Source organism: Nitrosomonas sp. Is24, assembly GCF_033063335.1.
Taxonomy (GTDB): domain Bacteria; phylum Pseudomonadota; class Gammaproteobacteria; order Burkholderiales; family Nitrosomonadaceae; genus Nitrosomonas.
Genome location: NZ_JAWJZG010000001.1, coordinates 21,656 through 46,662, shown reverse-complemented (window position 1 = coordinate 46,662; position 25,007 = coordinate 21,656). Strand labels below are relative to the sequence as shown.

Genomic DNA, 25,007 nt, shown 5'->3' with positions numbered 1-25,007 from the left:
AACGTAATCTATTCCATGAATAATGAGCTTAAAGAGCTTTCATTGCTGATCCGCAACATGGTTTCCGCCAGCAGATTGGCGATGCTCAACTGACAAATGCGATCGCATGCCTGCGCGTCCTCGCGCAATGGTATGGTATCCGTCACCACCAGCTTATCCAACGCCGAATTCTGGATGCGTTCCACCGCATTGCCGGATAATACCGCGTGTGTGGAATACGCTATCACGGCTTTCGCGCCGTGCTCTTTTAATGCATTGGCTGCCTGACACAGCGTATTGGCAGTATCCACCATGTCATCGATAATCACACAGGTGCGGTCTTTGACCTCACCGATGATGTTCATGACTTTCGCCTCGTTGGGTTTGGGGCGGCGTTTGTCGATGATGGCCAGATCGCATTCCAAGCGCTTCGCCAGATGGCGGGCGCGGACTACGCCGCCGACATCCGGCGATACCACGATTAAATTCTGGTAATTATGTTTCCAGATATCGCCGAGCAAAATGGGCATGCCATATATATTATCAACCGGCATATCGAAAAAACCCTGGATTTGATCCGAATGCAAATCCATCGTGAGCAGCCGGTCAATACCTACGGTGCTCAGCATATTGGCGACCACTTTGGCGGTAATCGGAACGCGCGCCGAGCGCGGCCGTCTATCTTGACGAGCATAGCCGAAATAGGGGATTGCAGCGGTAATACGGCTGGCCGATGCGCGTTTCAACGCATCCACCATAACCATTATTTCCATCAGGCTGTCATTGGTGGGCGCGCATGTGGATTGCAATACAAACACATCCTTACCGCGCACATTCTCGAGAATTTCCACCATGACTTCACCGTCGCTGAAGCGTCCGACAGTAGCGCGCCCCAGATGGATATTGAGATGCTTCACAGCATCCTCCGCCAATTTGGGATTCGCAGTTCCGGTAAAGACCATCAAACTGTCATAAGCCATGATATTTCTTCGCGCTAGCTAGCTGGAATAGGGAGTACAGGTTTCTCTGGTTAATAAGCAGCTGTGATGACCACGGTTTTGTTTTATTCCGCATCCATTCTCAATCAGAATGAATGAATAGTCTCCTCTCCGGAGTTACTACCAAGCCAAAATACTGGCAGGGGAGGTAGGGATCGAACCTACGAATGCCGGAATCAAAATCCGGTGCCTTACCACTTGGCGACTCCCCTAAATTCTTAATTCAAGGCTTTGTGCATCGGATGACAATCCAATCCTTTTGCGACAAACCCTTTCATATCGTCTGGAATCTGTTCAAATGCAGCCCGTGCTGCTTGTTCTGTGGCAAATTCTGCGAACACACAAGCGCCCGAACCGCTCATCGCTGCTATTGTAGTATTTTCTAGCCGCTTTAGCCACTCCAAGCATCTTGCCACTTCGGGATATGCCCGGCAAACGACTAATTCTAAATCGTTATGCCCTTGCCAGACAGAAAAGGGCGGTATTGTGATGGGTATCGTGTTGCGTGTCAATTCCTTACTGGTAAAAATCTCTGCAGTCGATACTTGCACCGGTGGCACAAGAACCAGATACCATGCCGGTGGCAGTTCAATGGCGGCGAGTTTTTCGCCGACTCCTTCAGCGAAGGCATTGTGTCCAAAAATAAATACCGGCACATCGGCGCCCAGTTGAAGTCCTAATTCGAGCAATTGCTCCGGGTTTACATTCACTTTCCACAAGTGATTCAGTGCCAGCAGTGTGGTGGCGGCATCAGAACTCCCGCCGCCCAGGCCGCCGCCCATCGGGATTTGTTTCTGCATAAAGATATCCACACCCTGCGTGGTCCCGGTTTTCTGTTGCAGCAGTTTGGCGGCACGGACGCATAAATCTTTTTCTTCCGGCACACCGGCAATCGGATTGTGCAGTTTGACGATGCCGTCATTGCGTAACTCGAAACTGATTTGATCGGAAAAATCGAGAAAGCGGAAAACCGTTTGCAACAAATGATAACCATCGGGTCTGCGGCCAACGACATGTAAAAAAAGATTCAGCTTGGCGGGAGCGGGAAATGTGAACATAGAAATAGGGATTAAGCGCTTATGCTTTAACGTCAATAACGGTTATTCAACTTTCCAATCATCGACAACCAAGCGGATTTTCAGTTTCTGGTAGACTAAATTCAGCACCCGGGGAAGTGCTGTGGCGTTGGGTTGTGCCGCCGTAAAGCCTTGATAATGAATGTGCCAGCCATCTTGCCGGATCGCGATAATCTGATTTTTATTATCGAGATCCTTTTGCGACGCGTTTGCAGGCGAATGCATGCCCTGTATCCAGAATTGCAGCCCATTGAGCGGCAAGCGCCAGCCGAGAATTTCTTCCGTCAAACTCTCCACGTCGTTGGCATAAAAAGCTTCCAATTTAGAGGTGATCAGCCGCACGCCTTCATGATCTTTGGAAATTTCCGCGACCGCTTGGCCTAACGGTGTGAATAGCAAAATTTCATCACTGGCGGCTAGATGTTGCCAGCGGAAGCTGCCGGAAAAACTTTGATTTTCGTCTTGAATCGCTATTCTGCCCAGGATGTTGAAATCAGGGGCAGCTGCGTTATGCGCACCCGCAACAGGCTCTGTCTGGATGGTCGTGACGGCCGCTTCGGGTTGCGTTTGAACGGGTAAAAGCTGGCAGCCGGAAAATAGCGGAAAAATACAACTGACCAGAATTCCCAGAGTAACTTTCCACGGCTGAATTCTGCATCCGTTTGCTGGTAATTCACTATTAAAACGGGCTGACATCAATTCGCAATTACCAACGGCAGTGAATGTGCTTAAACTTTTAACTGTTGATCGATTTATTGGTTTGTTGAAAATCAGGCAGCACGATGTTGAGTTCCAGCGTTTCCTGATTCTCGTCTTGTTCAAAGTTAACCGATATCGCGTCTTGATCAACGTTCACGTACTTCCGGATAACCTCTAGCAGCTCTTTTTGCAATTGCGGCAAATACGAAGGTTGATTGCGGTAGCTGCGCTCATGCGCAACCAGAATTTGTAATCGTTCTTTCGCCAGCGAAGCGGTTTTAGGTTTAGATGATCTGAAATAGTCCAGTAAACTCATTTTCTTCCTCCGAATAGCCTTCTGAGAAACCCTTGTTTACCATCGATAAACCGATGCGGCAGTTTTTCTCCTAAGTAGCGCGCAACGACATCGGCGTAGGCCTGACCAGCTTCGCTCTTTTCATCCAGAATGACCGGCATACCTGCGTTTGATGCGGATAGAACCGATTTCGATTCGGGAATAATGCCCAATAATTCCAGCGACAGGATTTCCTGCACATCCTCCAGACTCAGCATCTCACCCAGCTTAACCCTGTCGGCATCATACCGGGTCAGTAATAAATACTCTTTAATGGGCTCTTCATTTCTTTCGGCCCGGCGTGATTTACTGGATAGAATCCCCAACATGCGATCCGAATCACGGACGGAAGAAATTTCCGGGTTAGTAACGACAAATGCATCGTCGGCAAAATAAAGCGCCAGATTCGCGCCTTTCTCAATACCGGCGGGAGAGTCGCACACAATATACTCAAAATCCTTGGATAATTCGTCTAAAACCTTGCCCACGCCTTCCTGCGTCAGTGCGTCTTTGTCGCGAGTCTGCGATGCCGGCAGGATATACAGCAGATTACAGTTCTTATCGCGGATGAGCGCTTGATTGAGGCTGGCTTCGCCATTGATCACATTGATAAAATCATAGACCACCCGGCGTTCGCAGCCGAGAATCAAATCCAGATTCCGCAGGCCCACATCAAAATCGATGACCGCTGTTTTATGCCCTTTTTTCGCCAGCCCCATAGCAATTGCTGCGCTTGTAGTTGTTTTACCAACGCCACCCTTGCCTGATGTCACGACTATAATTCTTGCCAATTGAGCCTCCTTTGCCTGTTTGGTCTTAAGCGATCTCTTTTATGATTAACGCATGATTCTGCAAGTATATCTGTACGGGATTCTTGTATGTTTGTTTGTTCAAGTCCTCGCTGGTTTTATAATCGCCCGCGATGGAAATAAGCTCTGCCTGTAGATCAAAACAAAATATCCGGGCGGCTGTATTGCCATGAACGCCCGCCAAAGCGCGCCCTCTTAACGTATTATAGACGTGTATATTGCCTTCGGCCATAATTTCGGCGCCGGCGCTGACCTGCGACAAAATGATCAAATCGCCGGCTGCGTAAATTCGTTGTCCCGAGCGGATCGGCTGCGTCACCAAGGTTGCCGTTGCGGCAACCGGCGGAATCGGGATAGGCCGGACCGGCTCTTTGATCGCGGCTGTTTCCGGTTGTGCGGCAGGCTGTGGAGCCGTTTCCTGTTTGGGTGCTTCCGCTCCGACAGTGATTGTATTTCCTTGTTCGCGCACCGTATCGATCGGAATGAATAAAGCGCGCGCCTGTTTATTCTGGTTCTCATTGCCGCCGCGGATACCGACCGGAAAAAAACTGACTCTGCGCAACAGCTGGATGATCTGCGTGAAATCGATATCCAGATTCTGTTTGTTTAATTCGCGCAAATCGATAATCAGCGGAGAGTCTTTGAAGAACTCCGGCGCCAGGTTGATTTTTTCATGCAGTGTCTGTTCGATTGCAGCCAGATCGTTGGTGTAAAGAATCAAGATGGGCGCGAAAAAAGTGCTGCTTTTGAATTCCAGTGCTGGAGTGGTGTTTAGCATTTTAATTGTTTGACAGGCTCACAGAGATTCATGGCAGGGATCAAAGCACTGTTTATGATGTTTGAAAAGATACCGGTCATGCCAATGAAAACCGGTTTAATCAATCGCTTTCTTTTTTGTTAAGCGTTGCAATGTTTCCAGCAGGATTTCGTTATCCGGATCTTTTTCCAAAGCGGTACGCCATATATTCTTGGCATCGTCTTTAGCGCCTTGTACCCAAAGCACTTCACCCAAGTGCGCCGCAATTTCCGCATCCGGGCGGGCGGCGAATGCCAAATTCAGAAAATTCAATCCTTCCACGAAATTTCCCATGCGGTAGTATACCCAACCCAAGCTATCCATAATATAGGGATCCTCTGGAGAGAGCTCAACGGCTTTCCTGATCAATTTCAACGCTTCCGGTAAATGCATGCCGCGCTCAGCGAAGCTGTAACCCAGCGCATTATAGGCATGTGCATTTTCCGGTTTCAGCTTGATCAATTTGCGCAAATCCTGCTCCAGGATTTTAAATTTACCCAGCTTGTCGGCTGCCAGGGCGCGATCATAAAGCAGCTCGGGATAATCCGGCAGTTTCTTTAATCCTGCATCGAGCAAATCATAGACTTCTTGGTGAGCCTTGGAACGCCGCAAAATCTGCGCTTCTGCCAAGATCAAATGCGCTGCTTGCTGATCATTGGCGGCGGGTAGTTTTTGCAGATGCGCGCGCGCTTCCTGCAAGTGACCTTTTAATGCCAACAAATCCGCGTAACGGATTTGCGCCGGTAAATAACGCCCTCCGCTTTTTACCTGCTGATACGCTTCCATGGCTAAATCGGGGCGATTGGTTTCCTCATAAATCTGCGCCAAGTGGAAGTACACCGCATTGGTATCTTTGTATCCCAGGGTCAGTGCCTTTTTGAAACTGGCTTCCGTAACATCAAAATCACCCATCTCCGTGGCCAATAATCCAGCGGCCAAAGTGATTTCGGCGTCTTCGGGATTTTTATCCAATAACCATTGCACTTGCTCGCGCGCCTTTTCAATCTCGCTGGCACCGATCAGTACCCGGGTATAAGCCACTCTGACTTCGTTGGATTCCGGATATTTATCGAGATAGCCGCGGTAAAATTCGCTTGCATCGGCAGCGGAAACGCGTTGCAGTATTCTGCCGTTATGCACGGCGGCGATTTCCCATTCGGGACGCAAAGCCAACGCACGCTGCATCTCATCCAGTGCCAGCTGATGCTGATTGGCGAACCATGCTGCCTGGGAAATGGCGAAATGAACTTCCGGAACATCCTTATACGGTTGTGAAAGCTGTTGTATCAATTGCAGTGTCGCGGTTTTATCCGGATTGCGTGACAACAATTGGTTGAGTTGCATGAAGGCAGGACCGACGCCTTCTTTTTCCGTAGCCAGCAGTTTCTCGAGATGGGGCCGCGCGGCATCCAGCTTGCCCAGATTGACCAGCAATGCGGCGATGGTTTGGCGCGCATCGACGGAATCAGGCTCGAGTCCAACCCACAGCGTGGCCGCTTGCTCCGCCGCAAAGGGATTGCCGGCATGCAGGGAAATTTCCGTTGCACGCTTGGCGATACGGGGATCGCGCGTCGTTTTGGCCAGCTTGACATAGCGGTTGACCGCAATATCCAAGCTGCCGCGCTGCAATGCGGTCTCGCCGACTAAAAAATCAAACAGAATGGGCGCAGTCAGCTCCTGCTTGGGTAAATTCTGTTGGCTGACTTCTTCCGGATCGGCGGATTCCCCTGTTTTTTCTGCCTCCTTGTTGGAAGGAAGCTGCGCGCAGGCAGTAAGTCCGGACAGCAATAACACGCATAGAATTTTAAATTTCATGAGAAATCCGATTGATTTTCAAATATAAGATAAAACGTACAACTTCCGTGCCGCATTCGCAGGATTCATTAAATCATTTAGCATTCAGTCATTTTTCGTGCAGCCGTGCGCTGGATTCAAGACCGGATGTTACGCAAAACAGTGCGCATATTCTACTTTTATACCGGCAATAAAGTGAATAAATAATTATTTAGCATAAGTCGTATGGAATGTCACCCGGAAAAGTAAGATTAAAATTGTACGCAAAGATGTCACGGGTTAATTTATGATAAAGCAAATGCTGAGAACACCATTAAAATATGAAAGTTCAGTGCAGTTTCTACGGTATCCGGTAATTTCCGGCGGCTGGCAGTTTTTCCCATCTTCATCGCTAATTGGACTCGATTGAAAAATCCTTTGTTAAAACTGGTTATTGTTTTTCTGCTGGGCATGCTGACCGTGCTCGGTTTTGCGCCTTTCTATCTTTTTCCGGTGCCGGTCATCACCGTGGCTGTATTACTGGGATTGTGCCACAAAAGCCAAAGCCCGCTGAAAAATGCCGCGTTGGGATTCGGTTTCGGCATGGGACTGTTCAGCGCCGGGGTCACCTGGATTTACGTCAGTTTGCACGATTTTGGCGCCATGCCGATGCCCATCGCGGTGGTTGCCTTGATCGTACTGTGCGCTTATCTGTCGCTGTTTCCAGCTGTGGGCTTTTGGCTTCTGACCCGCTCCCGCCTGACTTCGCCTTTTCTTTGGGCATCGCTGGCAGCGGCCTTATGGGTGCTATCGGAATGGTTGCGTGGCACGTTGTTTACCGGTTTTCCCTGGCTGGCGCTGGGCTATTCGCAAGCGCCACTGAGTCCCTTGGCGGGTTTTGCGCCGGTTTTCGGTGTTTACGGTATTTCGTTTTTGCTGATATTCAGCGCGGCCCTGCTTTTCTTCTGGCTTGATCAAGGGATTAGAAAGTGGCGTTACGCATTGCCTTTGCTGCTGATGTGGTGCGGCGGGTATGGCTTGCAGTTTATCGACTGGGTTAAACCGGAGGGAGAACCGATTAGCGTGAGTTTACTGCAAGGCAATATTCCGCAAGACATGAAGTGGCGTGAAGATCACCTGGAAAGCACCATGCAAACATACGCCAAGCTGATCGTGGAAAGCGATAGCCGCTTGATCGTGACGCCGGAAATTTCCATTCCGTTGTTCAGCGATACTGTGCCGCCACTGTATTTGTCGTATCTGGCCGAGCATGCCAGGAATAACAACGGCGACGTGTTGATCGGCCTGGCCGAGCGCACAACGCATAACGGCAACGAATATTACAACACCATGTTCAGCTTCGGCTCCGCTCCGGAACAGAGTTACCGCAAGCATCACCTGGTTCCCTTCGGTGAATACATTCCCTTCAAACCGCTTTTTGGCTGGGTGATTCAAGTGCTGCAAATTCCCTTGTCGGATTTCTCGCGCGGCGGTTTGGATCAGCAGCCGATGAATTTAGCCGGGCAGCGCGTGGCAATCAATATTTGTTACGAAGATGTGTTCGGCGAGGAAATCATCTATCAATTGCCGCAAGCGACGATGCTGGTCAATGTCAGCAACGATGCCTGGTTCGGACGTTCGATCGGGCCGCAGCAACACTTGCAGATTTCGCAAATGCGCGCCTTGGAAACCGGGCGCTACATGCTGCGCGCCACGAATACCGGCGTGACCGCGATCATCGACGAGCGCGGCAGGGTGTTGCAAACTATCGAAATTTTCACCACCGCGGCGCTGCATGGATTGGCGCAAGGCTTTACCGGCGCGACACCGTATGTGCGCATGGGAAATTACCCGGTGCTAGGGCTGGCCGGGTTGTTATTGTGCATCGGTTTGCTATCCGCCTTCCGCGCGGCATGGAAAACCCGGTAAAATCCGCATAATTTTTCTTTTAATGGCGATAAAACTCGACTTTTCATGCCGACATTGACCTTCCAGGAAATAATCCTGACCTTGCAACAGTATTGGAACGAGCAGGGATGCGCGATTTTGCAGCCATACGATATGGAAGTGGGCGCGGGCACCAGCCATACCGCCACGTTTCTTCGCGCCATCGGCCCCGAACCGTGGAAAGCCGCTTATGTGCAACCGGCGCGCCGCCCCAAAGACGGCCGTTACGGCGACAATCCCAATCGTTTGCAGCATTATTATCAGTTTCAGGTGGTGCTGAAACCGGCGCCGAAAAACATTCTGGATTTGTATCTCGATTCGCTGCGCTTATTGGGGTTTGATTTGACGCAGAATGACGTGCGTCTGGTCGAGGACGATTGGGAAAATCCGACCTTGGGCGCGTGGGGATTGGGCTGGGAAACCTGGCTGAACGGCATGGAGGTCACGCAATTCACCTATTTCCAGCAAGTCGGCGGTATCGATTGCAAACCCATCACCGGTGAAATCACCTACGGATTGGAACGTCTGGCGATGTATTTGCAGGGTGTGGAAAGCGTGTTCGATCTAACCTGGACCAAAGGATTGACATACCGCGACGTGTATCATCAAAACGAAGTCGAGCAATCCAAATATAACTTTGAGTACAGCGACACCGAATTTCTGTTTCTGGCGTTCGGCAAGCACGAAGCGCAAGCCAATCACCTCATCGAACAGCAATTGGCGTTGCCAGCCTACGAGCAAGTATTGAAAGCAGCGCATACGTTCAATCTGCTCGATGCGCGCGGCGCGATTTCAGTCACCGAGCGCGCCGCCTATATCGGCCGCATCCGCAATCTATCGCGGCAGGTTGCCAAAGCCTATTACGACAGCCGTAAAAACCTCAATCCGCCATTCCCGATGGCACCGCGCGAATGGGTAGATGAAGTGTTGTTGATGGATAAGAGAATCTCATCAAATTAGTGATGAGGGATTTAGCTATGAAGGAGATACTCTCTGACGTCATCAAGCGCCTAAGAAATGGCGAATACAAGAATGAAGAGCATGTTAGATTATCCCTGGTTTGCCGAATTCTTGAATATCTCGGATGGGATATTTGGAATCCGCGCGAGGTATTCTCCGAATTCGCTGCCATACCGCAAGAAGATGCTTCTCGGGTTGATATTGCACTATTTATGCCGCCGCAATTACTTCGCCCTGCAGTCTTTATCGAAGTTAAAGCAGTCGGTAAGTTGGCGGCGACGATCCAATCTGCCGAATTACAGTTGCGCAATTACAATCGTAACAACCAAGCTGACATTTCCATTCTAACCGATGGCCAGATCTGGCACTTTTATCTATCAAGCGCATCTGGTGAGTTTTCAGATAAGTGTTTTGAGAAACTTGATTTATGTGCAAGTGATATTTCTCTTGATGATCTTGAATTGGAATTTCATACTTTTCTCTCAAAAGAAGCAATCCAATCTGGTAAAGCTGTTGAAGAGGCACGAGTATATTTGAAAAGAACAGATGCTGAGCGAATTATGTATGAGATGCTTCCTATTGCTCAACGGGATAGTGAAGAAGATCCAACAATGAGTTTAATTGAATGTTTCATCAAACGATGTGCGGAGAGAGGTGTGGAATGCTCCAGCGATAAGGCTTTAAATTTTATTAAGAATAATCGCCATCGCACAATGCCTATTAACACTAATAGCTCTACAGTAATCACATTACCACCACCAATTACTTCTCGAATTCAAAAAGAGAAAAAGCCATCTGAACGATTTTCAGTAGAACAAATTTTAACTTTACAAAACCGACGCGGTGCACAAGCATCTGGGAAAGAGTTATCTTCTAAAAATTTTATTGTATTTGAAGGTTCAGTTGCAGCTGAGGCTACACCAGATTTTAAAAAACAAAATAATAGCGCGTACCAAATATATTGCAAGCTAATAAATATGGGTATATTTATCCCTGAAGACCGAGGCGATAATCGTGTTTATAGACTAACTCAAGATTATGAGTTTAATTCAAGTTCATCAGCTGCAAGTGTATTTATGGGCACCTCAGCGAGTGGACCACGAGAGTGGAAGAAGAAATGAAGTCCTTACTAGTTGAATTGTTAGTAGAAGAACTGCCACCCAAATCGCTGAAACAGCTGGGCGCCAGTTTTGCGCAATTGCTGGCTGACAGCCTGAAAGCGCAAGGATTGATCGCGCACGACGCAACCATTACATCGTATGCAACCCCGAGACGATTGGCGGTGCATATCGCCAATGTTGCTGCGCAAGCCGCCGATCAAGCGGTCACGCAAAAACTGATGCCGGCCAAAGTCGGCCTGGACGCCGAAGGCCAGGCAACGCCACCGTTATTGAAAAAACTGGCGAGCCTGGGCGCGGATGCTACGGTTGTGCCGCAACTCCAGCGCGCAATGGATGGCAAGACCGAAACGCTGTTTCTGGATATTACCGTCAAAGGCACATCGCTGACCGATGGATTGCAAAAAGCGTTAGAGGAAGCGATCGACAAGTTACCGATCCCCAAAGTGATGACATACCAGTTAGCCGACGGCTGGAGCAGCGTCAATTTTGTGCGTCCCGCGCACGCGCTGACGGCATTGCACGGTGCGGACATCGTTCCGGTGAATATTCTCGGTCTGCAAGCCGGGCGGGAAACCCAGGGGCATCGCTTTGAGGCGAAAGTAAATCCCATCGTATTGCACAATGCCGATAGCTACGCGCAACAACTGACCACCGAAGGCGCAGTGCTCGCCGGTTTCGCTGAGCGCCGCGCGGAAATCGCGCGCCAGCTGGCAGCCGCTGCCGCGCAGCAGCACCTCACACCAATCGACGATGAAGCGTTGTTGGACGAAGTCACCGCGTTGGTCGAACATCCCAACGTGCTGGTTGGCACATTCGACGCGGAGTTTCTGCAAGTACCGCAGGAATGCCTGATTCTGACGATGAAAGCGAACCAGAAATACTTCCCGCTGTTCGACGCACAAGGAAAACTGGTCAACAAATTTCTGCTGGTTTCCAATATCCGCCCGTCCGATCCTGCGCAAGTCATCGCCGGTAACGAACGCGTGGTGCGCTCGCGCCTTGCCGATGCCAAGTTTTTCTTCGTTCAGGATCGCAAAAAAACGCTGGAGTCACGCTTGCCGGAATTAGACAAGGTGGTTTATCACAACAAAGCGTATACACAAGGAAAGCGCATACACTCTGTTTGCGCCATCACCAAAATGATTGGCGCACAGTTAGGAGGTCATGAGCTGGCCGATCAGGCCGTTGAGGCTTCAAAGTTAGCCAAGGCAGACTTGCTGACCGGCATGGTCGGTGAATTTCCTGAACTGCAAGGCATCATGGGGCGCTATTACGCGCAGCATGAAGGTTTAAGCGATGCTATTGCATTTGCCATCGAAGATCAGTACAAACCGCGTTTTGCCGGTGACGAATTGCCGCGTAACCCGGCGGGTATTTGTCTGGCACTTGCGGATAAACTGGAAACACTGGTGATCATGTTCATAATCGGCGAGGTACCAACCGGCGACAAAGATCCGTTTGCGTTGCGCCGCCATGCATTGGGAGTCATTCGCATTCTGATCGAAAAAAACCTGGCTCATTTTGAATTGAATCAATTAATCGATCAGACTTATCGAGAAATATTGAGTATCACCGCGATTCCGAATCCACAAGGGGTTTTTCTGAAATTGCCCCCTAATCTGGAAGATTTACTGCTGCAATTGAAGAAATTTGTCTGGGAACGCCTCGTTGGTTATTTGCGCGAGCAAGGCTACACCGCCCAGGAAGTCGACGCCGTGCTCAGCCTAAATCCTCAGCATTTGAGCGATATTCCGAAACGGCTCGCCGCTGTGCGGGCGTTTACCGCATTACCGGAAGCGATCAGTCTCGCGGCTGCCAACAAGCGCGTCGGCAATATTCTTAAAAAGACCGAAAGCGCTATCGCCGATATTGTCAATCCTGATTGGCTGCCGGAAGCAGATGAGCAAGCGCTTTATCAAGCGTTGCAAAACATTGAGCCGCAAACCAAAAAAGCTTTTGGCGCCGGTGATTACACCGCTTCTCTGCAACTGCTGGCAACGTTGAAAGCCCCGGTCGATACCTTTTTCGATCATGTGATGGTGAACGTCGACGATGAGCAATTGCGCAACAACCGTCTTGCTTTGCTGAAGCAACTGCATCAGACGATGAACCGCATCGCCGATCTTTCCAAACTGGCCACCTGATATGAAGCTAATCATCCTCGATCAAACCGGCGTAATTAATCAGAGCAGCGGCACGTTTATCAAAACGCCAGACGAATGGATTGCGATACCCGGCAGCCTGGAAGCGATTGCCCGCTTAACGCATGCCGGGTATCGCGTGGTCATCGCCACCAATCAATCGGGCATCGGGCGCGGGCTGCTCGATATGGCGACTTACAACGCCATCAATGACAAAATGTACAAAGCGGTCAACCACGCAGGCGGGCGTATCGATGCGATATTTTTCTGCCCGCATACCAACGCGGATAAGTGTTCCTGCCGCAAACCAGCCACCGGTTTGTTTGGTGAAATCATGCAGCGCTACGGTGTTAATTTAAAAAATATCCCTGCCGTCGGCGATTCGTTGAAGGATTTACAAGCAGCTGCGGCAATCGGCGCGATACCGATGCTGGTGCTGACCGGCAATGGAGAAACAACGCGTGCGGCTCAGGAAATTCCCGCGCATACGCAGATTTTCGCCAATCTCGCCGCCGTGGCCGATGCGCTGGTTGGAGAAGAATAAGAGTGGCCATTTTCCGTTCGGCGCTGTACATGCTGCTGCAAATCATCATTACGCCGCCGTATGCCATTTTTACGCTCGCTTGTTTTCCACTGTCGCCGCATAACCGCTACCGCGTGACTTCGAGCTGGACGCGCATCATGCTGTTTCTGCTGTGCAATCTGTGCGGCATCCGCTATCGCATCATTGGTGCGGAGAATATCCCGAAAACCCCGAGTATCGTGTTATCCAAACACCAATCGGCGTGGGAAACCTTGGCTTTCCAGGAAATTTTTCCGCCGCAGGTGTGGGTGCTGAAAAAAGAACTGCTGCGCATTCCGTTTTTTGGCTGGGGGCTGGCGATGACCAGTCCGATTGCGATTGACCGCAGCACGCGGAAGAAAGCATTGGAACAAATTGTCGAGCAAGGCAAGGACCGTTTGCAACAGGGATTCTGGATCGTGATCTTTCCCGAAGGCACGCGCATCCCGCCGGGACAACGCGGCAAATACCGCATCGGCGGCGCTTGGCTGGCGACGCACACCAACGTGCCGGTGGTGCCGGTCGCGCACAATGCCGGTGAGTTGTGGGGAAGGAATTCTTTCGTCAAACACCCTGGCACCATTACCGTCAGCATCGGCCAGCCGATCGATCCCACCGGCATGGAGGCCGGGGAATTGAACGCGCAAGTGGAAGCCTGGATCGAGGCTGAAATGCTGCGTATCGGCCGGAAAACCCCGCAAGAACCGTAACCGTGCTCGTGCAAGCCACCACGACGCTCAACGGCCGGGAAATCACCTATACACTCAAACGTTGCCAGCGCAAATCGATCGGTTTACAAATCGATCATCACGGTTTGCGCATCAGCGCGCCGCTGCAAACCGCGCTCCCGCACATCGATACCGTTCTGCGGGAAAAAGCCGGCTGGATCACGAAAAAGCTCGATCAATGGCAAGCCAAAAAAAGCCTCGCATTGACGTGGACGCATGATGCGGCCTATCCGTTGCTTGGCGAACCGTGGCGCATCGCACTGAAACCATCCGGCGAAATCGAAATGGCGCGGCAAATTACCTGTGAAGCAGCGGAACAACCCCTGGCGCAACTCAATCCCCGCCAAATCGAGCGATTCGTCATGGCCTGGTACGGCCAGCAAGCGGTTGCCTGCTTCAAAGAACGCATTGCCATCTACGCCCCGGCATTGAATGTACCCGCACCGCCGTTCCGCCTGTCACGCGCCAAAACCCGCTGGGGCAGCTGCAACAGCCGTGGTCTTGTTACGCTCAATTGGCGCTTGATCCAACTGCCGCTGCATTTGATCGACTACGTCGTCGCGCATGAACTGGCGCATTTGATTGAAATGAATCACTCGAAGGCGTTTTGGAGACTGGTCGGAACGATTTACCCCGATTACCGGGTTGCCCGGAACATGCTCAAAAACTATGGTTGATCTTTTGTTTTGCAGGAAAAAAATAGCTTTATGCGTATAATGGGCGCCTGTTCAATACAAGTTTTAGTAACCAATAATCGTCTTGATTATTAGAAGTTTTTTAATTTTGCAATCACCAAAGCGAGGATAAACATAACATGCGCGTTTTAAAAGATACCGTGGTCTCACTCAACTATGAATTGTCGGACGCTTCGGGAAAAGTTCTGGAGAAAACCGATACACCGATCAGTTATTTACACGGTGGTTATGGCGGTATTTTTCCCTTGGTTGAAGAAGCGTTGCATGAAAAGGAGATTGGTCATTCCTGCACGGTTTCGATGGAGCCGGAAGATACTTTCGGTGAGTATGACGCTGAATTAATTCGCGTGGAACCGCGCAATTCATTCCCCGATAATGTGGCAATCGGCATGCACTTCGAAGGCGGCGCGGAAGATTCCGATGATTTTATTCTCTACAAAGTCACTGACGTGACGGAAGACTCGGTTATTGTCGACGGTAATCACCCCTTTGCCGGGATGCGATTGAATTTTGCCTGCACCGTGACAGATGTGCGTCCGGCTACGGAAGAAGAAATCGCGCACGAGCATGTTCACGGTGCGCACGGGCATGAGCATTAATGCAGCAAAAATTGCGCTGGGGTGATAAAAGTCAGCTGTTATCCGCAGTACCCAGGGCTTCTTTCAATAAATAGAGTTGTTCCAATGCCTGCCGGGGATTCAATTCGTCCGGCGAAAGATTTTGCAGCATGGTAATGACGGGATGTTCTTGCACGCTTTCCTCTTGCGGCCCGGCAATCGAAACAGAAAACAGATCCAATTGCGGTTCTTGCTTCACACTTTCCTGTTCTAACTTGATCAAGTGTTTCTTCGCCAGCTTGATCACCGCTTCGGGAACGCCTGCGAGTGCAGCCACTTGCAGGCCGTAACTTTGACTGGCGGGTCCTTCGGCAACCTTGTGCAGAAAAACAATGCGGTGCTTATACTCGACCGCATCCAAATGCACGTTTTGGAGCTGCTTGAATTCTTCCGCAAGCTTGGTCAATTCAAAATAATGCGTGGCAAAAAGAGTAAAACTGCGGTTCTTGACCAGTAGATGACGCGCAATGGCAAATGCCAGAGCCAAACCATCAAATGTCGACGTGCCGCGCCCGACTTCGTCCATCAACACCAGGCTGTGCGCGGTGGCGTTATGCAGAATATTGGCGGTTTCGGTCATTTCCACCATGAACGTCGAGCGTCCGCTGGCCAGATCGTCGGCAGCACCGATGCGGGTAAAGATTTGATCCAGCATTCCAATGTGCACTGCTTTCGCCGGCACATAACTGCCGCAATGCGCCAGCAAGGCAATCAGCGCGATTTGCCGCATGTAGGTTGATTTACCGCCCATGTTGGGACCGGTAATCATCAGCATGCGCGGTTTTCCGCTATGCTCGCCACCCAGTTGCACATCATTGGCGACGAAGTTTTCCACCTGCTGTTCCACCACCGGATGGCGGCCGGTGTCGATGGTAAACACATCCTCACCGGTTAACTGCGGAGCGGCATAATCGAGGGCTTGCGCACGTTCGGCAAATGCGCACAGAACGTCGATTTCCGCGACGCTCGCAGCGATTTTTTGCAGCGCATGAATATACTGGGCAAGCGCATTCAACAATCCCTCGTACAAATATTTTTCCCGCGCCAGCGCCCGGTCTTGCGCGGATAAGGCTTTATCTTCGAAGGTCTTCAATTCCGGCGTAATGTAACGCTCGGCATTCTTTAACGTTTGCCTGCGCCGGTAATCGGCGGGGATTTTCTCGCTGTGCGCATGCGTGACTTCAATATAAAAACCATGCACACGGTTATATTCCACCTTCAGATTGGGGATGCCGGTGCGTTCCTTTTCGCGCATCTCCAATTGCAACAGAAATTCACCGCAATTGTTTTGCAGCGCACGCAACTCATCGAGCTCGGCGTCAAAACCGTCGGCAATGACATTACCTTCGCGCAGCACCACGCCCGGCTCCGGCAGCAACGCTTTGCTCAGTAACTCAACCACCACAGGTTCAATCTGCATGACGTGAAGCAATTCACCGATGCGCTCGCTGTTACAGTGAGCGGTAGCCAGGATGACTTGCGGCAGCAGCTTCAAACTGTCACGCAAACCCGATAAATCCCTTGGCCGCGCCGATTTCAGCGCAATACGCGCGGTTATCCGTTCGATATCGGCACATTGCCGCAGCAGAACGCGCACTGCCGCAAAATGATGCTGCCCGTTTTCTCCGGTCAATGCTGCCACGCTATCGAGCCGCTGTTGAATGACGGCGCGATCGCGTAGCGGATGATGCAGCCAGAATTGCAGCAAACGGCTGCCCATATTGGTGGCGCAAGTGTCGAGCAACGACAGTAACGTCGGCGATCGCTCGGCGCGTATCGTTTCGGAAATTTCCAAATTGCGGCGCGTTGCGGCATCCATGCGCACATAAATGCTTTCCCGCTCCGCTTGCAACGACGAAATATGGGGCGCGGCCGATCCCTGCGTCAGGCGCGTGTATTCCAATAATGCCCCGGCGGCGCACAGCGCGGTGGACAAATCCTCGCAACCGAAGCCGCTGAGATCATGGGTTGCAAATTGCCGCGTCAGCGTATTGCGCGTACTGTCATGATCGAACTGCCACAGCGGCAAACGCTTCAACGCCCAGTTTCTTCCTAGTATTTCGGGCAAATTCAATGACTCGGGCAAAAGAATCTCCGCCGGTTGCAAACGTTCCAGCTCGCTGAGCAGATTGTGCGGCGCCGTTTCCAGCACGCGCAACTGCCCCGCCGCGAGATTCAACCAAGCCAACCCCAAGGCCGATTCCTGTATCGACAGCGCCAATAAGATGCAATCGCGCTTATCTTCCAGCAATGCTGCATCGGTCAGCGTTCCCGGCGTGATGATGCGCGTCACTTCGCGGGCTACCGGACCCTTACTGGTCGCCGGATCACCGACCTGCTCGCAGATCGCAATGGATTCACCCGCTTTAACCAGCTTTGCCAGATACTGCTCGGCCGCATGGTATGGCACACCCGCCATTTTGATCGGCTCCCCGGCGGAAGCGCCGCGTTGTGTCAGCGTGATTCCCAGCAGCTTTGCCGCTTTCTCCGCATCGTCAAAAAACAATTCATAAAAATCCCCCATGCGGTAAAACATCAGCATATCCGGATGCTGCGCCTTGATGCGCAAATATTGCTGCATCATCGGCGTGTGCTGTTCCTTTGGGGTTTTCATTTATTCGTGTCAGATTATTGTGGTATTGGAAAATGTATCATCCGGATGGATAAATGGAGTAGAACTGCTTAGCGCCACCTCAACATTTGTACTCCATTATAGGCAAAATTATTCAGAAAATTCCGGGAAATTGACCCGCCGGATCGCATCAAAAATGAAGCAAAGTTTAAGTGATTGAGTAAATCGAAATAATCACTATTCCAAGTATTGAGGATTATTGAGATATTTCAATCAACAAGACGAATAAACTCACAAAAAAGCTGGCTGACCCATTACACTGAAGCCATCGCAAGCGGCACGACATTAGCGCATCGAATCAACCGGCGTGTAGAATGGAAGATGCTGCTTTGTGGCGTGAAACACTCGCAGTAATTTTTCTTTTGAATAGGCACGTATACCATGCGGACAATTCTTTTTTTGCTGGCACTGACTTTTTCCATCGCGGCTTGGGCTGATGAGGATAAGGGTATGACGGATACGGAAAAACAATCACGTCAGCTGGAAAAAGCGTTAGCTCGCATACAGCAAGAATCTCAATCCATTCAACAGCAATTCATGATGATTCAAGAATTACGCCGCAATGACATGGCTGAGCCTCCCATGAATATACCGTTGCCGAGCACACCCGGGCAAAGTATTCCGGTGCCTAATTACAATAATTTAATGCAGCAGAAACAAGAAAGGGATCAACGGATTGAAAAATATACAGCCGACTTAAACCGGCTGTATGCGCGCTTCACGGAACTGGAAAATGAAAAACAAGTTATTCTGGAACAAATAAGATCACTGGAACAAAAGACGGAAGAATGACGATCATCAGCGGTGCTACTGCTACTTTCCTTCAAAATTCTTGAACCAGATGTCATAAATTTCGTCCGACCACAGCGATTTTATCCAGACGATCACATCATCCACTTGCTGTTCGGTCAGTTTACCTTCCCACGCTGGCATCGAGCCAATTTCAGGCGGTGTTCCTTTGAGTATCGTTTTTTTCAGAACATCGGTCGAATGATGCCAGGCATGCGCGGTGCTATCCAATGGCGGCGGCGGATATTTTCCATCCGCGCCAGGTTTGCGCCATTCCGGAGTCGCTTCGCCGTTAGGCCCATGGCATCCAATGCAATTGGCGTTGTAGACACTCTCACCGCGTTTGATTTGCACTTGATCCAAATTCCGCTTTATTAAGCCTGTCTTGCTATCGACCTGATGCTGGCCGGAAGAAACGCCGGGCGGCGCAGAATTACCGCAGCCCAGCATCGTTGCAGCAAAAATGCAGAGCACCACATTACGCACGATCATGAAAAAGCCGCTGCTACTTCAAGCGCATCACAGAACCGCTTTTCTCCGGCTCAGGATTTGCCGGTTCGGCTTCTTGCACGGCTTTCTTGGCATAAGGGTCATAACGGTGATAAATCTTCGTGTCCTTGCGCGCTTGATCCCGTTCTTCGATCAGCAGAACATTATAGGGATCGACCCGCCCGCTGCCTTCCATGCCCGGTGTACCGTGCGGCATATCGGGAACGGATAATCCAACCGCCTTCGGTTTTTCTTTCAATAAGCGGATGATGTCCGGCGCCGGTACATGCCCTTCAATCGCATAACCGTTGATCAACGCGGTATGGCAAGAGCCGAGGGATTCGGAAATACCCGATTTTTTGCGGATTTCCTTATTGCCCACATCGTGCGTTTTTACGGTAAAACCGTGATCGCGCATGTGATCGACCCATTTAGCGCAACAGCCGCAGGTCGGGCTTTTATAAACATCAACCGTGGTCGTAGCGGCTGCTTGCGCAGCAACACCCAACAATCCGGCTGCCAGTATCGCACCTATTCGTAATTTCATTTTTTCTCCACAATGATTGTTCCATGCATCTTCTTAAAATGGCCCGGCAACGGGCAGGCAAAATCAATCGTTCCTACACGCGTGAATTGCCAGATCAATTCTTTTTGCTCGCCCGGCTCCAGTTGCAGCAAATGAGCTTCGGAGTGCTCCTTATCAGGATACATGCGCCGCATATTAGCAACTTTTTTCAACTCTGCCATCGAACCCAGCAACATTTCATGCGGGTGATTGCCACCATTTTTCACCACAAACCGGATCGTTTCGCCTTCACTTACTTTGACTTCAGCCGGTAAAAACATATTATCCACTTGGGTCAGCTTGATGATACGGGATACTTTGTCGGCATCACCCAGCCTGCCAATATCCACTTCAACATTGGAATAGTTAGTATTCGAGTAACTACCGGTTGAAAACAAGACCAGGACCACAAATGGTATAATCCCGTTCATAGAATGCTCCTGAAATAATTCCCGAACCTGTTTATCCGTCTTGATTAGAATCCGGCTATGCTAAATTGTTCCACTTTATTTGTCTAATATTCCGCCACCAGTATCGTGCATTTTACCGGGTTAAGAAGGTCATTTTCATCCACTGGAATCTCATAAAGTATGCAACAAAAACAACAATATAATACCAATAAGCTGCAAAAACGCTTGCGGCGGCTGACCGGTACTGCAATTGCTGATTTCAATATGATCGAGGCCGGTGACCGGGTGATGGTCTGTTTGTCCGGTGGCAAGGATAGTTATGCTTTATTGGATATCCTGCGCAATCTGCAAGCGCATGCGCCATTGGAATTTGAGCTGATCGCGGTCAATCTGGATCAAAAGCAACCCGGTTTTCCCGAGCAGGTACTGCCCAACTACCTGACGGAAATCGGCATGCCTTTCCGTATCGTCGAACAAGATACTTACAGCGTTGTAAAGCGCGTCATCGCGGAAGGGAAAACCACGTGCAGCCTTTGCTCGCGTTTGCGCCGCGGCGTGCTTTACCGGGTTGCCAGCGAATTGGGCGCGACCAAAATCGCATTGGGGCATCATCGCGATGATATCCTCGTAACCTTGTTTCTGAATATGTTTTATGGCGGAAAACTGAAAGCGATGCCACCCAAACTGGTTAGCGACGACGGCAAGCATATCGTTATCCGCCCGCTAGCTTACTGCAAGGAAAAGGATTTGGCGGCATATGCGGCAATGGCGGGTTTTCCGATTATTCCTTGCAACTTATGCGGATCGCAACCGAACTTGCAACGCCAGGTCATCAAAGAAATGATGCAACAATGGGACAAAAAATTCCCCGGCCGCCTGGAAACCATGTTCCGTTCCTTACAAAACGTTCAACTATCGCATCTGGCCGATACTTCCCGCTATGATTTCTTCAATCTGAAAGCGCAAGACCAACCTTTTATCGACGGGGACACGGCGTTCGATGAAGAAACTTTTGAACCCAATATCGAAGAAATGCTAACCCCTGGCGCGGAAGAAGCGGACGATCGTTCACTCGTTTCTTCATCGTGACCGGCGATTTCCGTGCACGGGCGGCACCCATTTGAACGTCATCGCGACCAAACCGGCAAACACAATATAAATCGCTGTTAACACACCCTCCGGTGCATCGTAAAACATAATGCGATGCAGCCAATGCTGAATAAAACTGCCGCCGGTTTCAACCTGGCGCAAGCTATTTTCCCATGCGGTCAACGGGCAAACGACACCCATCAAAGATTCCATCACGACCAATACAATCGCGCCAAGATGTAAATAACGAAACCACGGATTGCTGACAAAGCGCAGCTTAAACCACGCGCCCAGCCAGATGACCGGCAGACTTCCAACTACAAACAGCACATACAAAAAATGGACGATCAGTACAATGTCAGCCAATGGCGTGTTTGATTGGGTAATTTTGCATTAACGATGACCGGCGCAACAACTCATCGCGCCATTGAGGCAGGAATGAATTGCAAGTTGTATGGAAAACAAAAACTTGCAATTCATTGGCACAAACAAAATTAATAATCACCGGTTCCTTGGGTTCGCATATCATTCTTGATAAACCGGATGCCACTGACACCGCGTGCAACCGCCATCGCTCTATCGATATCGTCGCGAGAATTGACGGTACCGCTGAGTTCGACCACGCCCTTCACGGTTCTGACATTGATTTCGAAAGGCCGCAAGGAGAGCTCATCGATAATGGCTTCGTGAACCTTGGTGGTGATGACAATATCATCGTATTGCTCTGTGCTTCCCTCATACTTAGGCACCGACGTGCAAGCCGGGAAGAAAGCCATCTGCGCAATTAAAAAGAAAACAACGAAACAACTATTACGATCAAGTTTTACCATGATGAGGTTCTCCTAAATGAATATTGGAAAAATATCCCTCGTCACATTTAGATTAAAGACCCTTGCGTTACTGCCTTCTGAACTTGATTCAATTCAAAATTAACAGTGTTATTGAATTCCGGTAAGTATTCGCAAAATCAGAATGCGAGGTTTTGTATGGACAGAGTAGCTCGCGCGCATATCAGTATAAAAAGCATTCCATTCCTGCAATAAATATTACCTGAATATCACGGCTAGCAATTGTTTTTTTGGAATGCTTGCGCAATAGATGCCAAACTATTAACTGGTTTTTTCTGACGGCTGCGCTGGTGAATTTTCCTTGAGTAACGGCAGAACCAATTTTTCCAGTTTTTTCAGATTGACCCGGCCTACATAGGTTTCCGCAATTTCACCGGAACGGTTAATGACCACGGTATAAGGCAATACCGACATGCGGTTGCCAGCCGCCGCAGCCAGCGACCATGCATCCATGCTGCCGACTAATACGGGATAGTTGATGCCGAATTCCTTGCTGAACATTTTCACTTTGTCAGCTTGATCCAGCGCGATGCCGACAAACACCAATCCTTGCGCGCGGTATTTTTCCTGCGCCTCGACAAACTCGGGGATTTCCTCTTGGCAGGGTGTACACCAGGTCGCCCAGAAATTCACCACCAAGACTTTTCCAAGCCACTGCGAAACGGCCTGATTTTCGCCGTGAATATCCGGTAAATTAGCTTCCAGAATCGCTTTTGCACCTTGCTGGCTTTCTGCACTGGATAATTCAACCTGATAAGACTCCGTCAATACCGATCGCAGAAATGAGCCCGCTCCCAATGCAAATAATGCGACACAAACATACAAAAAAATCTGCTTAAATTTTGACATCACGAAATCCTTTGATAGTTTTCCAGCTTGAAGAAACTTGATATTGGGTTTTAGTGCGCGCAAATACAACGCAAGAAGTTTAGATTTTGGCATCGCTACTTCACTTCCTTAGATAATTTTCAATCTGCAGAAACCTGCGGTGAGGTTTGATGCATGCCTAAATCAAAACGGCGTTCAGCACGGTTAAGAAATCGTTTTTATTCAGAAAACCGATCACTTTAATATCAGAAACATCGTTGCCCTGAGGATCGATGAATAGAATGCCCGGTGGCCCGAACAGCTTGAATCGTTTCAATAAAGCCGCATCATCCGGTGTACCGTCGGTCACATCGATTTGCAGCAGCACGACATCCTTCAAGCGCGATTGCACTTTGGCATCGGACAACGTAAAACGATCCATTTCCTTGCAGGAAACGCACCAATCCGCATGAAATCTGACCATCACGTGCTTGCCTTTGGACTGGCGGATTTGCTCATCCAATTCCGCAACTGTTTTTACCCCCTGGAAAGGTAAAGCCGGATAGCTTGAAACTGCTGTCTCTTGACCGCTTGCCGCATCCGCTGCCAAGTTTAGTTTTGACAACGGCTGCAACACATCGCGGCTGCCGGATAACACGCCGATTAATAGTGCTACACCCACCAGCAAAGCAATAACGCCAATGCCTTTGAGAAATTTCTGCAAACCCGAAGCGCGTTCCGGCAGCGGATCGATCGCATGCAGATAAATTGCCGAGATAATCAGTAACGCCGCCCACAGCAGCATATGCACCACGTCGTTAATAACCGGAGAGATCAACCAGATGGAGACGCCGAGCAGTAATACGCCAAAGAACCGCTTGATCGATTCCATCCATGCCCCGGCTTTTGGCAACAACGCACCGGCGGAAGTGCCCAGCAACAGTAAGGGCACGCCCATCCCCAGCGCCATGACGAACAGCGCGGAGCCACCCAGGATCACATCGCGGGTCTGGCTGATATACAGTAAAGCACCGGCCAAAGGGGCCGCGACGCAAGGCCCGACGATCAACGCCGACAATGCGCCCATGCCGAACACACTGGTCAAATGCCCGCCTTTAAGGTGACCGGCTTCCTCGGATAGCTTGGTCTGCAACGCGCCGGGCAATTGCAGCTCATAAAAACCGAACATGGAAAAAGACAGCAGCACAAAAATCACTGCAAACGAACCCAGCACCCAGGCATTCTGCAATGCCGCCGACAGCATTGAGCCCGACAACCCAGCCGCCACACCGGCAATGGCATACGTAATCGCCATGCCCAGCACATACGCCAATGCCAGGATAAATCCATGACTTTTAGTCACGTGTTTGCCACGATTGGCAATAATTCCCGACAAAATCGGAAACATCGGAAACACACAGGGGGTAAAGGACAGCAGCAGGCCAATGCCGAAAAATCCGGTCAGAATCAGCCAGAAATCACCGGTTTGAAACATTTGGTCAATTTTGTACGCCTCGGTTTCAATGGCAGGCGCTTTGGACGGCATGCGGAACAATTCCGCGGTAGCATCCACCCCGGCCGCAGCCGCCGGGTTGCTCACGGCGTTAGCAACCGCGCCGATAGCGGCCTTCACCGCCGGTAACGTCAGATCGATGGCTTTATGAATCGGCGCGTAACAAACCCCGACCGGCTCATTGCAACCCTGGTAAGTCGCCGATAGCGTCAGCGGTTGCTCGCTTGCGGAATCCTCACGTTTTAGCGAAATGATGGCTTGTACCGGGCTGTAATAGACTTCCGTTTGACCAAACGTCGCGTCTTCTTTCATTTTACCCGGCGGCAATGTGATTTTTTCAATGACCATGCCGTCTTGCTTGGGCTCAAACACGATTTTATCGCGATACAAATAATAATCCTTGGCCGGTGTCAGGCTCGCGATCAACGTGTGGCCATCGCGCACTTCCACCGATAGCTTGAAGGCTTCGTCCGGAGGCAGAAGCTCTTGCGGATTGCTTTGACCCAGCTTGATCCCCAGTCCCTGCAGTTTCTGGAATAAGCTGAAAGAACTGCCTTCCTCGGCATGAACCTGAGTACTGGTCAAACATAAAATCAGTAACAAAAATTGGATTGATCGCATCGGTATTCA

25 protein-coding genes and 1 tRNA gene are annotated in these 25,007 nt (G+C 50.2%); 10 read left to right on the top strand and 16 right to left on the bottom strand.

From position 1 onward, the window contains the following. Window positions 1-8: 8 nt before the first annotated feature. The 8 genes from R2103_RS00205 to R2103_RS00170 all read right to left on the bottom strand — a co-directional run bounded on the left by R2103_RS00205 (window position 9) and on the right by R2103_RS00170 (window position 6,506). On the bottom strand, window positions 9-959 hold the full coding sequence (locus tag R2103_RS00205) for a ribose-phosphate pyrophosphokinase (protein ID WP_090315077.1): 951 nt from the start codon (window positions 957-959) through the stop codon (window positions 9-11). Between the two features lie 155 nt (window positions 960-1,114). Next, window positions 1,115-1,189: transfer RNA gene (locus R2103_RS00200), tRNA-Gln, on the bottom strand. Window positions 1,190-1,195: 6 nt separating this feature from the next. Beyond that, a complete protein-coding gene (gene ispE / locus R2103_RS00195) occupies window positions 1,196-2,035 on the bottom strand; it encodes a 4-(cytidine 5'-diphospho)-2-C-methyl-D-erythritol kinase (protein ID WP_317529583.1) in 840 nt (279 codons plus the stop codon). Window positions 2,036-2,077: 42 nt separating this feature from the next. After that, window positions 2,078-2,749: a lipoprotein insertase outer membrane protein LolB gene (gene lolB, locus R2103_RS00190; RefSeq protein ID WP_317529582.1), complete on the bottom strand. Its 672-nt coding sequence runs from the start codon at window positions 2,747-2,749 to the stop codon at window positions 2,078-2,080. 40 nt (window positions 2,750-2,789) lie between these two features. After that, entirely contained in the window at window positions 2,790-3,068 is a 279-nt protein-coding gene (gene minE / locus R2103_RS00185; protein WP_317529581.1) for a cell division topological specificity factor MinE, read from the bottom strand. Then, entirely contained in the window at window positions 3,065-3,877 is an 813-nt protein-coding gene (gene minD, locus R2103_RS00180; RefSeq protein WP_090315069.1) for a septum site-determining protein MinD, read from the bottom strand. The genes minE and minD overlap by 4 nt, the downstream gene beginning before the upstream one ends. Window positions 3,878-3,902: 25 nt before the next feature. Beyond that, window positions 3,903-4,673, bottom strand: a complete 771-nt coding sequence (gene minC, locus R2103_RS00175) for a septum site-determining protein MinC (protein WP_317529580.1) — start codon at window positions 4,671-4,673, stop codon at window positions 3,903-3,905. 96 nt (window positions 4,674-4,769) lie between these two features. Beyond that, on the bottom strand, window positions 4,770-6,506 hold the full coding sequence (locus R2103_RS00170; protein ID WP_317529579.1) for a tetratricopeptide repeat protein: 1,737 nt from the start codon (window positions 6,504-6,506) through the stop codon (window positions 4,770-4,772). A 429-nt stretch (window positions 6,507-6,935) separates the two neighbouring features. Between R2103_RS00170 and lnt the strand changes: the two genes are divergently transcribed. The 8 genes from lnt to R2103_RS00130 all read left to right on the top strand — a co-directional run bounded on the left by lnt (window position 6,936) and on the right by R2103_RS00130 (window position 15,217). Then, window positions 6,936-8,393, top strand: coding sequence for an apolipoprotein N-acyltransferase (lnt, locus tag R2103_RS00165; protein WP_317532030.1), 1,458 nt, complete (start codon window positions 6,936-6,938; stop codon window positions 8,391-8,393). A 45-nt stretch (window positions 8,394-8,438) separates the two neighbouring features. Then, window positions 8,439-9,371, top strand: a complete 933-nt coding sequence (gene glyQ / locus R2103_RS00160; protein ID WP_317529578.1) for a glycine--tRNA ligase subunit alpha — start codon at window positions 8,439-8,441, stop codon at window positions 9,369-9,371. 17 nt (window positions 9,372-9,388) lie between these two features. Continuing rightward, complete coding sequence (locus tag R2103_RS00155) at window positions 9,389-10,492, top strand: DUF4357 domain-containing protein (protein ID WP_317529577.1); 1,104 nt, start codon at window positions 9,389-9,391, stop codon at window positions 10,490-10,492. Next, complete coding sequence (glyS, locus tag R2103_RS00150; protein WP_317529576.1) at window positions 10,489-12,636, top strand: glycine--tRNA ligase subunit beta; 2,148 nt, start codon at window positions 10,489-10,491, stop codon at window positions 12,634-12,636. Before R2103_RS00155 ends, glyS begins: the two co-directional genes overlap by 4 nt. Before the next feature lies 1 nt (window position 12,637). Further along, entirely contained in the window at window positions 12,638-13,177 is a 540-nt protein-coding gene (gmhB, locus tag R2103_RS00145; protein WP_317529575.1) for a D-glycero-beta-D-manno-heptose 1,7-bisphosphate 7-phosphatase, read from the top strand. Between the two features lie 2 nt (window positions 13,178-13,179). After that, window positions 13,180-13,905, top strand: coding sequence for a lysophospholipid acyltransferase family protein (locus R2103_RS00140; protein WP_317529574.1), 726 nt, complete (start codon window positions 13,180-13,182; stop codon window positions 13,903-13,905). 2 nt (window positions 13,906-13,907) lie between these two features. Further along, window positions 13,908-14,600, top strand: a complete 693-nt coding sequence (locus R2103_RS00135; protein ID WP_317529573.1) for a SprT family zinc-dependent metalloprotease — start codon at window positions 13,908-13,910, stop codon at window positions 14,598-14,600. A gap of 137 nt (window positions 14,601-14,737) precedes the next feature. Beyond that, window positions 14,738-15,217, top strand: coding sequence for a peptidylprolyl isomerase (locus R2103_RS00130; RefSeq protein ID WP_317529572.1), 480 nt, complete (start codon window positions 14,738-14,740; stop codon window positions 15,215-15,217). A 31-nt stretch (window positions 15,218-15,248) separates the two neighbouring features. Here R2103_RS00130 and mutS read toward each other — a convergent pair whose 3' ends face one another. Beyond that, window positions 15,249-17,849: a DNA mismatch repair protein MutS gene (gene mutS, locus R2103_RS00125; RefSeq protein WP_317529571.1), complete on the bottom strand. Its 2,601-nt coding sequence runs from the start codon at window positions 17,847-17,849 to the stop codon at window positions 15,249-15,251. Window positions 17,850-18,248: 399 nt separating this feature from the next. On the opposite strand from mutS, the gene R2103_RS00120 reads away from it, so the two are divergent. Next, window positions 18,249-18,659, top strand: coding sequence for a hypothetical protein (locus R2103_RS00120; protein ID WP_317529570.1), 411 nt, complete (start codon window positions 18,249-18,251; stop codon window positions 18,657-18,659). Between the two features lie 21 nt (window positions 18,660-18,680). On the opposite strand, the gene R2103_RS00115 is transcribed toward R2103_RS00120, so the two are convergent. From R2103_RS00115 to R2103_RS00105, 3 genes are read right to left on the bottom strand one after another with little or no spacing between them, the layout of a single operon-like run. Continuing rightward, window positions 18,681-19,148, bottom strand: coding sequence for a cytochrome c (locus tag R2103_RS00115; RefSeq protein WP_317529569.1), 468 nt, complete (start codon window positions 19,146-19,148; stop codon window positions 18,681-18,683). 13 nt (window positions 19,149-19,161) lie between these two features. Beyond that, window positions 19,162-19,692: a DUF411 domain-containing protein gene (locus tag R2103_RS00110; protein ID WP_317529568.1), complete on the bottom strand. Its 531-nt coding sequence runs from the start codon at window positions 19,690-19,692 to the stop codon at window positions 19,162-19,164. Continuing rightward, the gene (locus R2103_RS00105) at window positions 19,689-20,141 is read right to left on the bottom strand and encodes a plastocyanin/azurin family copper-binding protein (protein WP_317529567.1); all 453 of its coding nucleotides are present in this window, start codon (window positions 20,139-20,141) and stop codon (window positions 19,689-19,691) included. The genes R2103_RS00110 and R2103_RS00105 overlap by 4 nt, the downstream gene beginning before the upstream one ends. A 159-nt stretch (window positions 20,142-20,300) precedes the next feature. Here R2103_RS00105 and ttcA point away from each other — a divergent pair, with 159 nt between their 5' ends. Continuing rightward, a complete protein-coding gene (ttcA, locus tag R2103_RS00100) occupies window positions 20,301-21,209 on the top strand; it encodes a tRNA 2-thiocytidine(32) synthetase TtcA (protein ID WP_317529566.1) in 909 nt (302 codons plus the stop codon). Here ttcA and R2103_RS00095 read toward each other — a convergent pair. The 4 genes from R2103_RS00095 to dsbD form a co-directional block, all read right to left on the bottom strand. Beyond that, window positions 21,201-21,575, bottom strand: a complete 375-nt coding sequence (locus R2103_RS00095; protein WP_317529565.1) for a DUF2784 domain-containing protein — start codon at window positions 21,573-21,575, stop codon at window positions 21,201-21,203. The genes ttcA and R2103_RS00095 overlap by 9 nt on opposite strands. 128 nt (window positions 21,576-21,703) lie before the next feature. Further along, window positions 21,704-22,039, bottom strand: coding sequence for a BON domain-containing protein (locus R2103_RS00090; RefSeq protein WP_317529564.1), 336 nt, complete (start codon window positions 22,037-22,039; stop codon window positions 21,704-21,706). Between the two features lie 279 nt (window positions 22,040-22,318). Next, on the bottom strand, window positions 22,319-22,906 hold the full coding sequence (locus R2103_RS00085; RefSeq protein ID WP_317529563.1) for a TlpA disulfide reductase family protein: 588 nt from the start codon (window positions 22,904-22,906) through the stop codon (window positions 22,319-22,321). Between the two features lie 157 nt (window positions 22,907-23,063). After that, window positions 23,064-24,998, bottom strand: coding sequence for a protein-disulfide reductase DsbD (dsbD, locus tag R2103_RS00080; protein WP_317529562.1), 1,935 nt, complete (start codon window positions 24,996-24,998; stop codon window positions 23,064-23,066). Window positions 24,999-25,007: the final 9 nt, after the last annotated feature.

Coding starts and splice junctions, on each gene's coding strand:
- minE (WP_317529581.1), bottom strand. CDS start 3,068: ATGAGTTTACTGGACTATTTCAGATCATCTAAACCTAAAACCGCTTCG.
- R2103_RS00130 (WP_317529572.1), top strand. CDS start 14,738: ATGCGCGTTTTAAAAGATACCGTGGTCTCACTCAACTATGAATTGTCG.
- glyS (WP_317529576.1), top strand. CDS start 10,489: ATGAAGTCCTTACTAGTTGAATTGTTAGTAGAAGAACTGCCACCCAAA.
- R2103_RS00155 (WP_317529577.1), top strand. CDS start 9,389: ATGAAGGAGATACTCTCTGACGTCATCAAGCGCCTAAGAAATGGCGAA.
- R2103_RS00205 (WP_090315077.1), bottom strand. CDS start 959: ATGGCTTATGACAGTTTGATGGTCTTTACCGGAACTGCGAATCCCAAA.
- minC (WP_317529580.1), bottom strand. CDS start 4,673: ATGCTAAACACCACTCCAGCACTGGAATTCAAAAGCAGCACTTTTTTC.
- ttcA (WP_317529566.1), top strand. CDS start 20,301: ATGCAACAAAAACAACAATATAATACCAATAAGCTGCAAAAACGCTTG.
- R2103_RS00110 (WP_317529568.1), bottom strand. CDS start 19,692: ATGAAATTACGAATAGGTGCGATACTGGCAGCCGGATTGTTGGGTGTT.
- R2103_RS00090 (WP_317529564.1), bottom strand. CDS start 22,039: ATGGTAAAACTTGATCGTAATAGTTGTTTCGTTGTTTTCTTTTTAATT.
- R2103_RS00170 (WP_317529579.1), bottom strand. CDS start 6,506: ATGAAATTTAAAATTCTATGCGTGTTATTGCTGTCCGGACTTACTGCC.
- gmhB (WP_317529575.1), top strand. CDS start 12,638: ATGAAGCTAATCATCCTCGATCAAACCGGCGTAATTAATCAGAGCAGC.
- lolB (WP_317529582.1), bottom strand. CDS start 2,749: ATGTCAGCCCGTTTTAATAGTGAATTACCAGCAAACGGATGCAGAATT.
- R2103_RS00115 (WP_317529569.1), bottom strand. CDS start 19,148: ATGATCGTGCGTAATGTGGTGCTCTGCATTTTTGCTGCAACGATGCTG.
- dsbD (WP_317529562.1), bottom strand. CDS start 24,998: ATGCGATCAATCCAATTTTTGTTACTGATTTTATGTTTGACCAGTACT.
- glyQ (WP_317529578.1), top strand. CDS start 8,439: ATGCCGACATTGACCTTCCAGGAAATAATCCTGACCTTGCAACAGTAT.
- ispE (WP_317529583.1), bottom strand. CDS start 2,035: ATGTTCACATTTCCCGCTCCCGCCAAGCTGAATCTTTTTTTACATGTC.
- R2103_RS00085 (WP_317529563.1), bottom strand. CDS start 22,906: ATGTCAAAATTTAAGCAGATTTTTTTGTATGTTTGTGTCGCATTATTT.
- R2103_RS00105 (WP_317529567.1), bottom strand. CDS start 20,141: ATGAACGGGATTATACCATTTGTGGTCCTGGTCTTGTTTTCAACCGGT.
- R2103_RS00120 (WP_317529570.1), top strand. CDS start 18,249: ATGCGGACAATTCTTTTTTTGCTGGCACTGACTTTTTCCATCGCGGCT.
- mutS (WP_317529571.1), bottom strand. CDS start 17,849: ATGAAAACCCCAAAGGAACAGCACACGCCGATGATGCAGCAATATTTG.
- lnt (WP_317532030.1), top strand. CDS start 6,936: ATGCTGACCGTGCTCGGTTTTGCGCCTTTCTATCTTTTTCCGGTGCCG.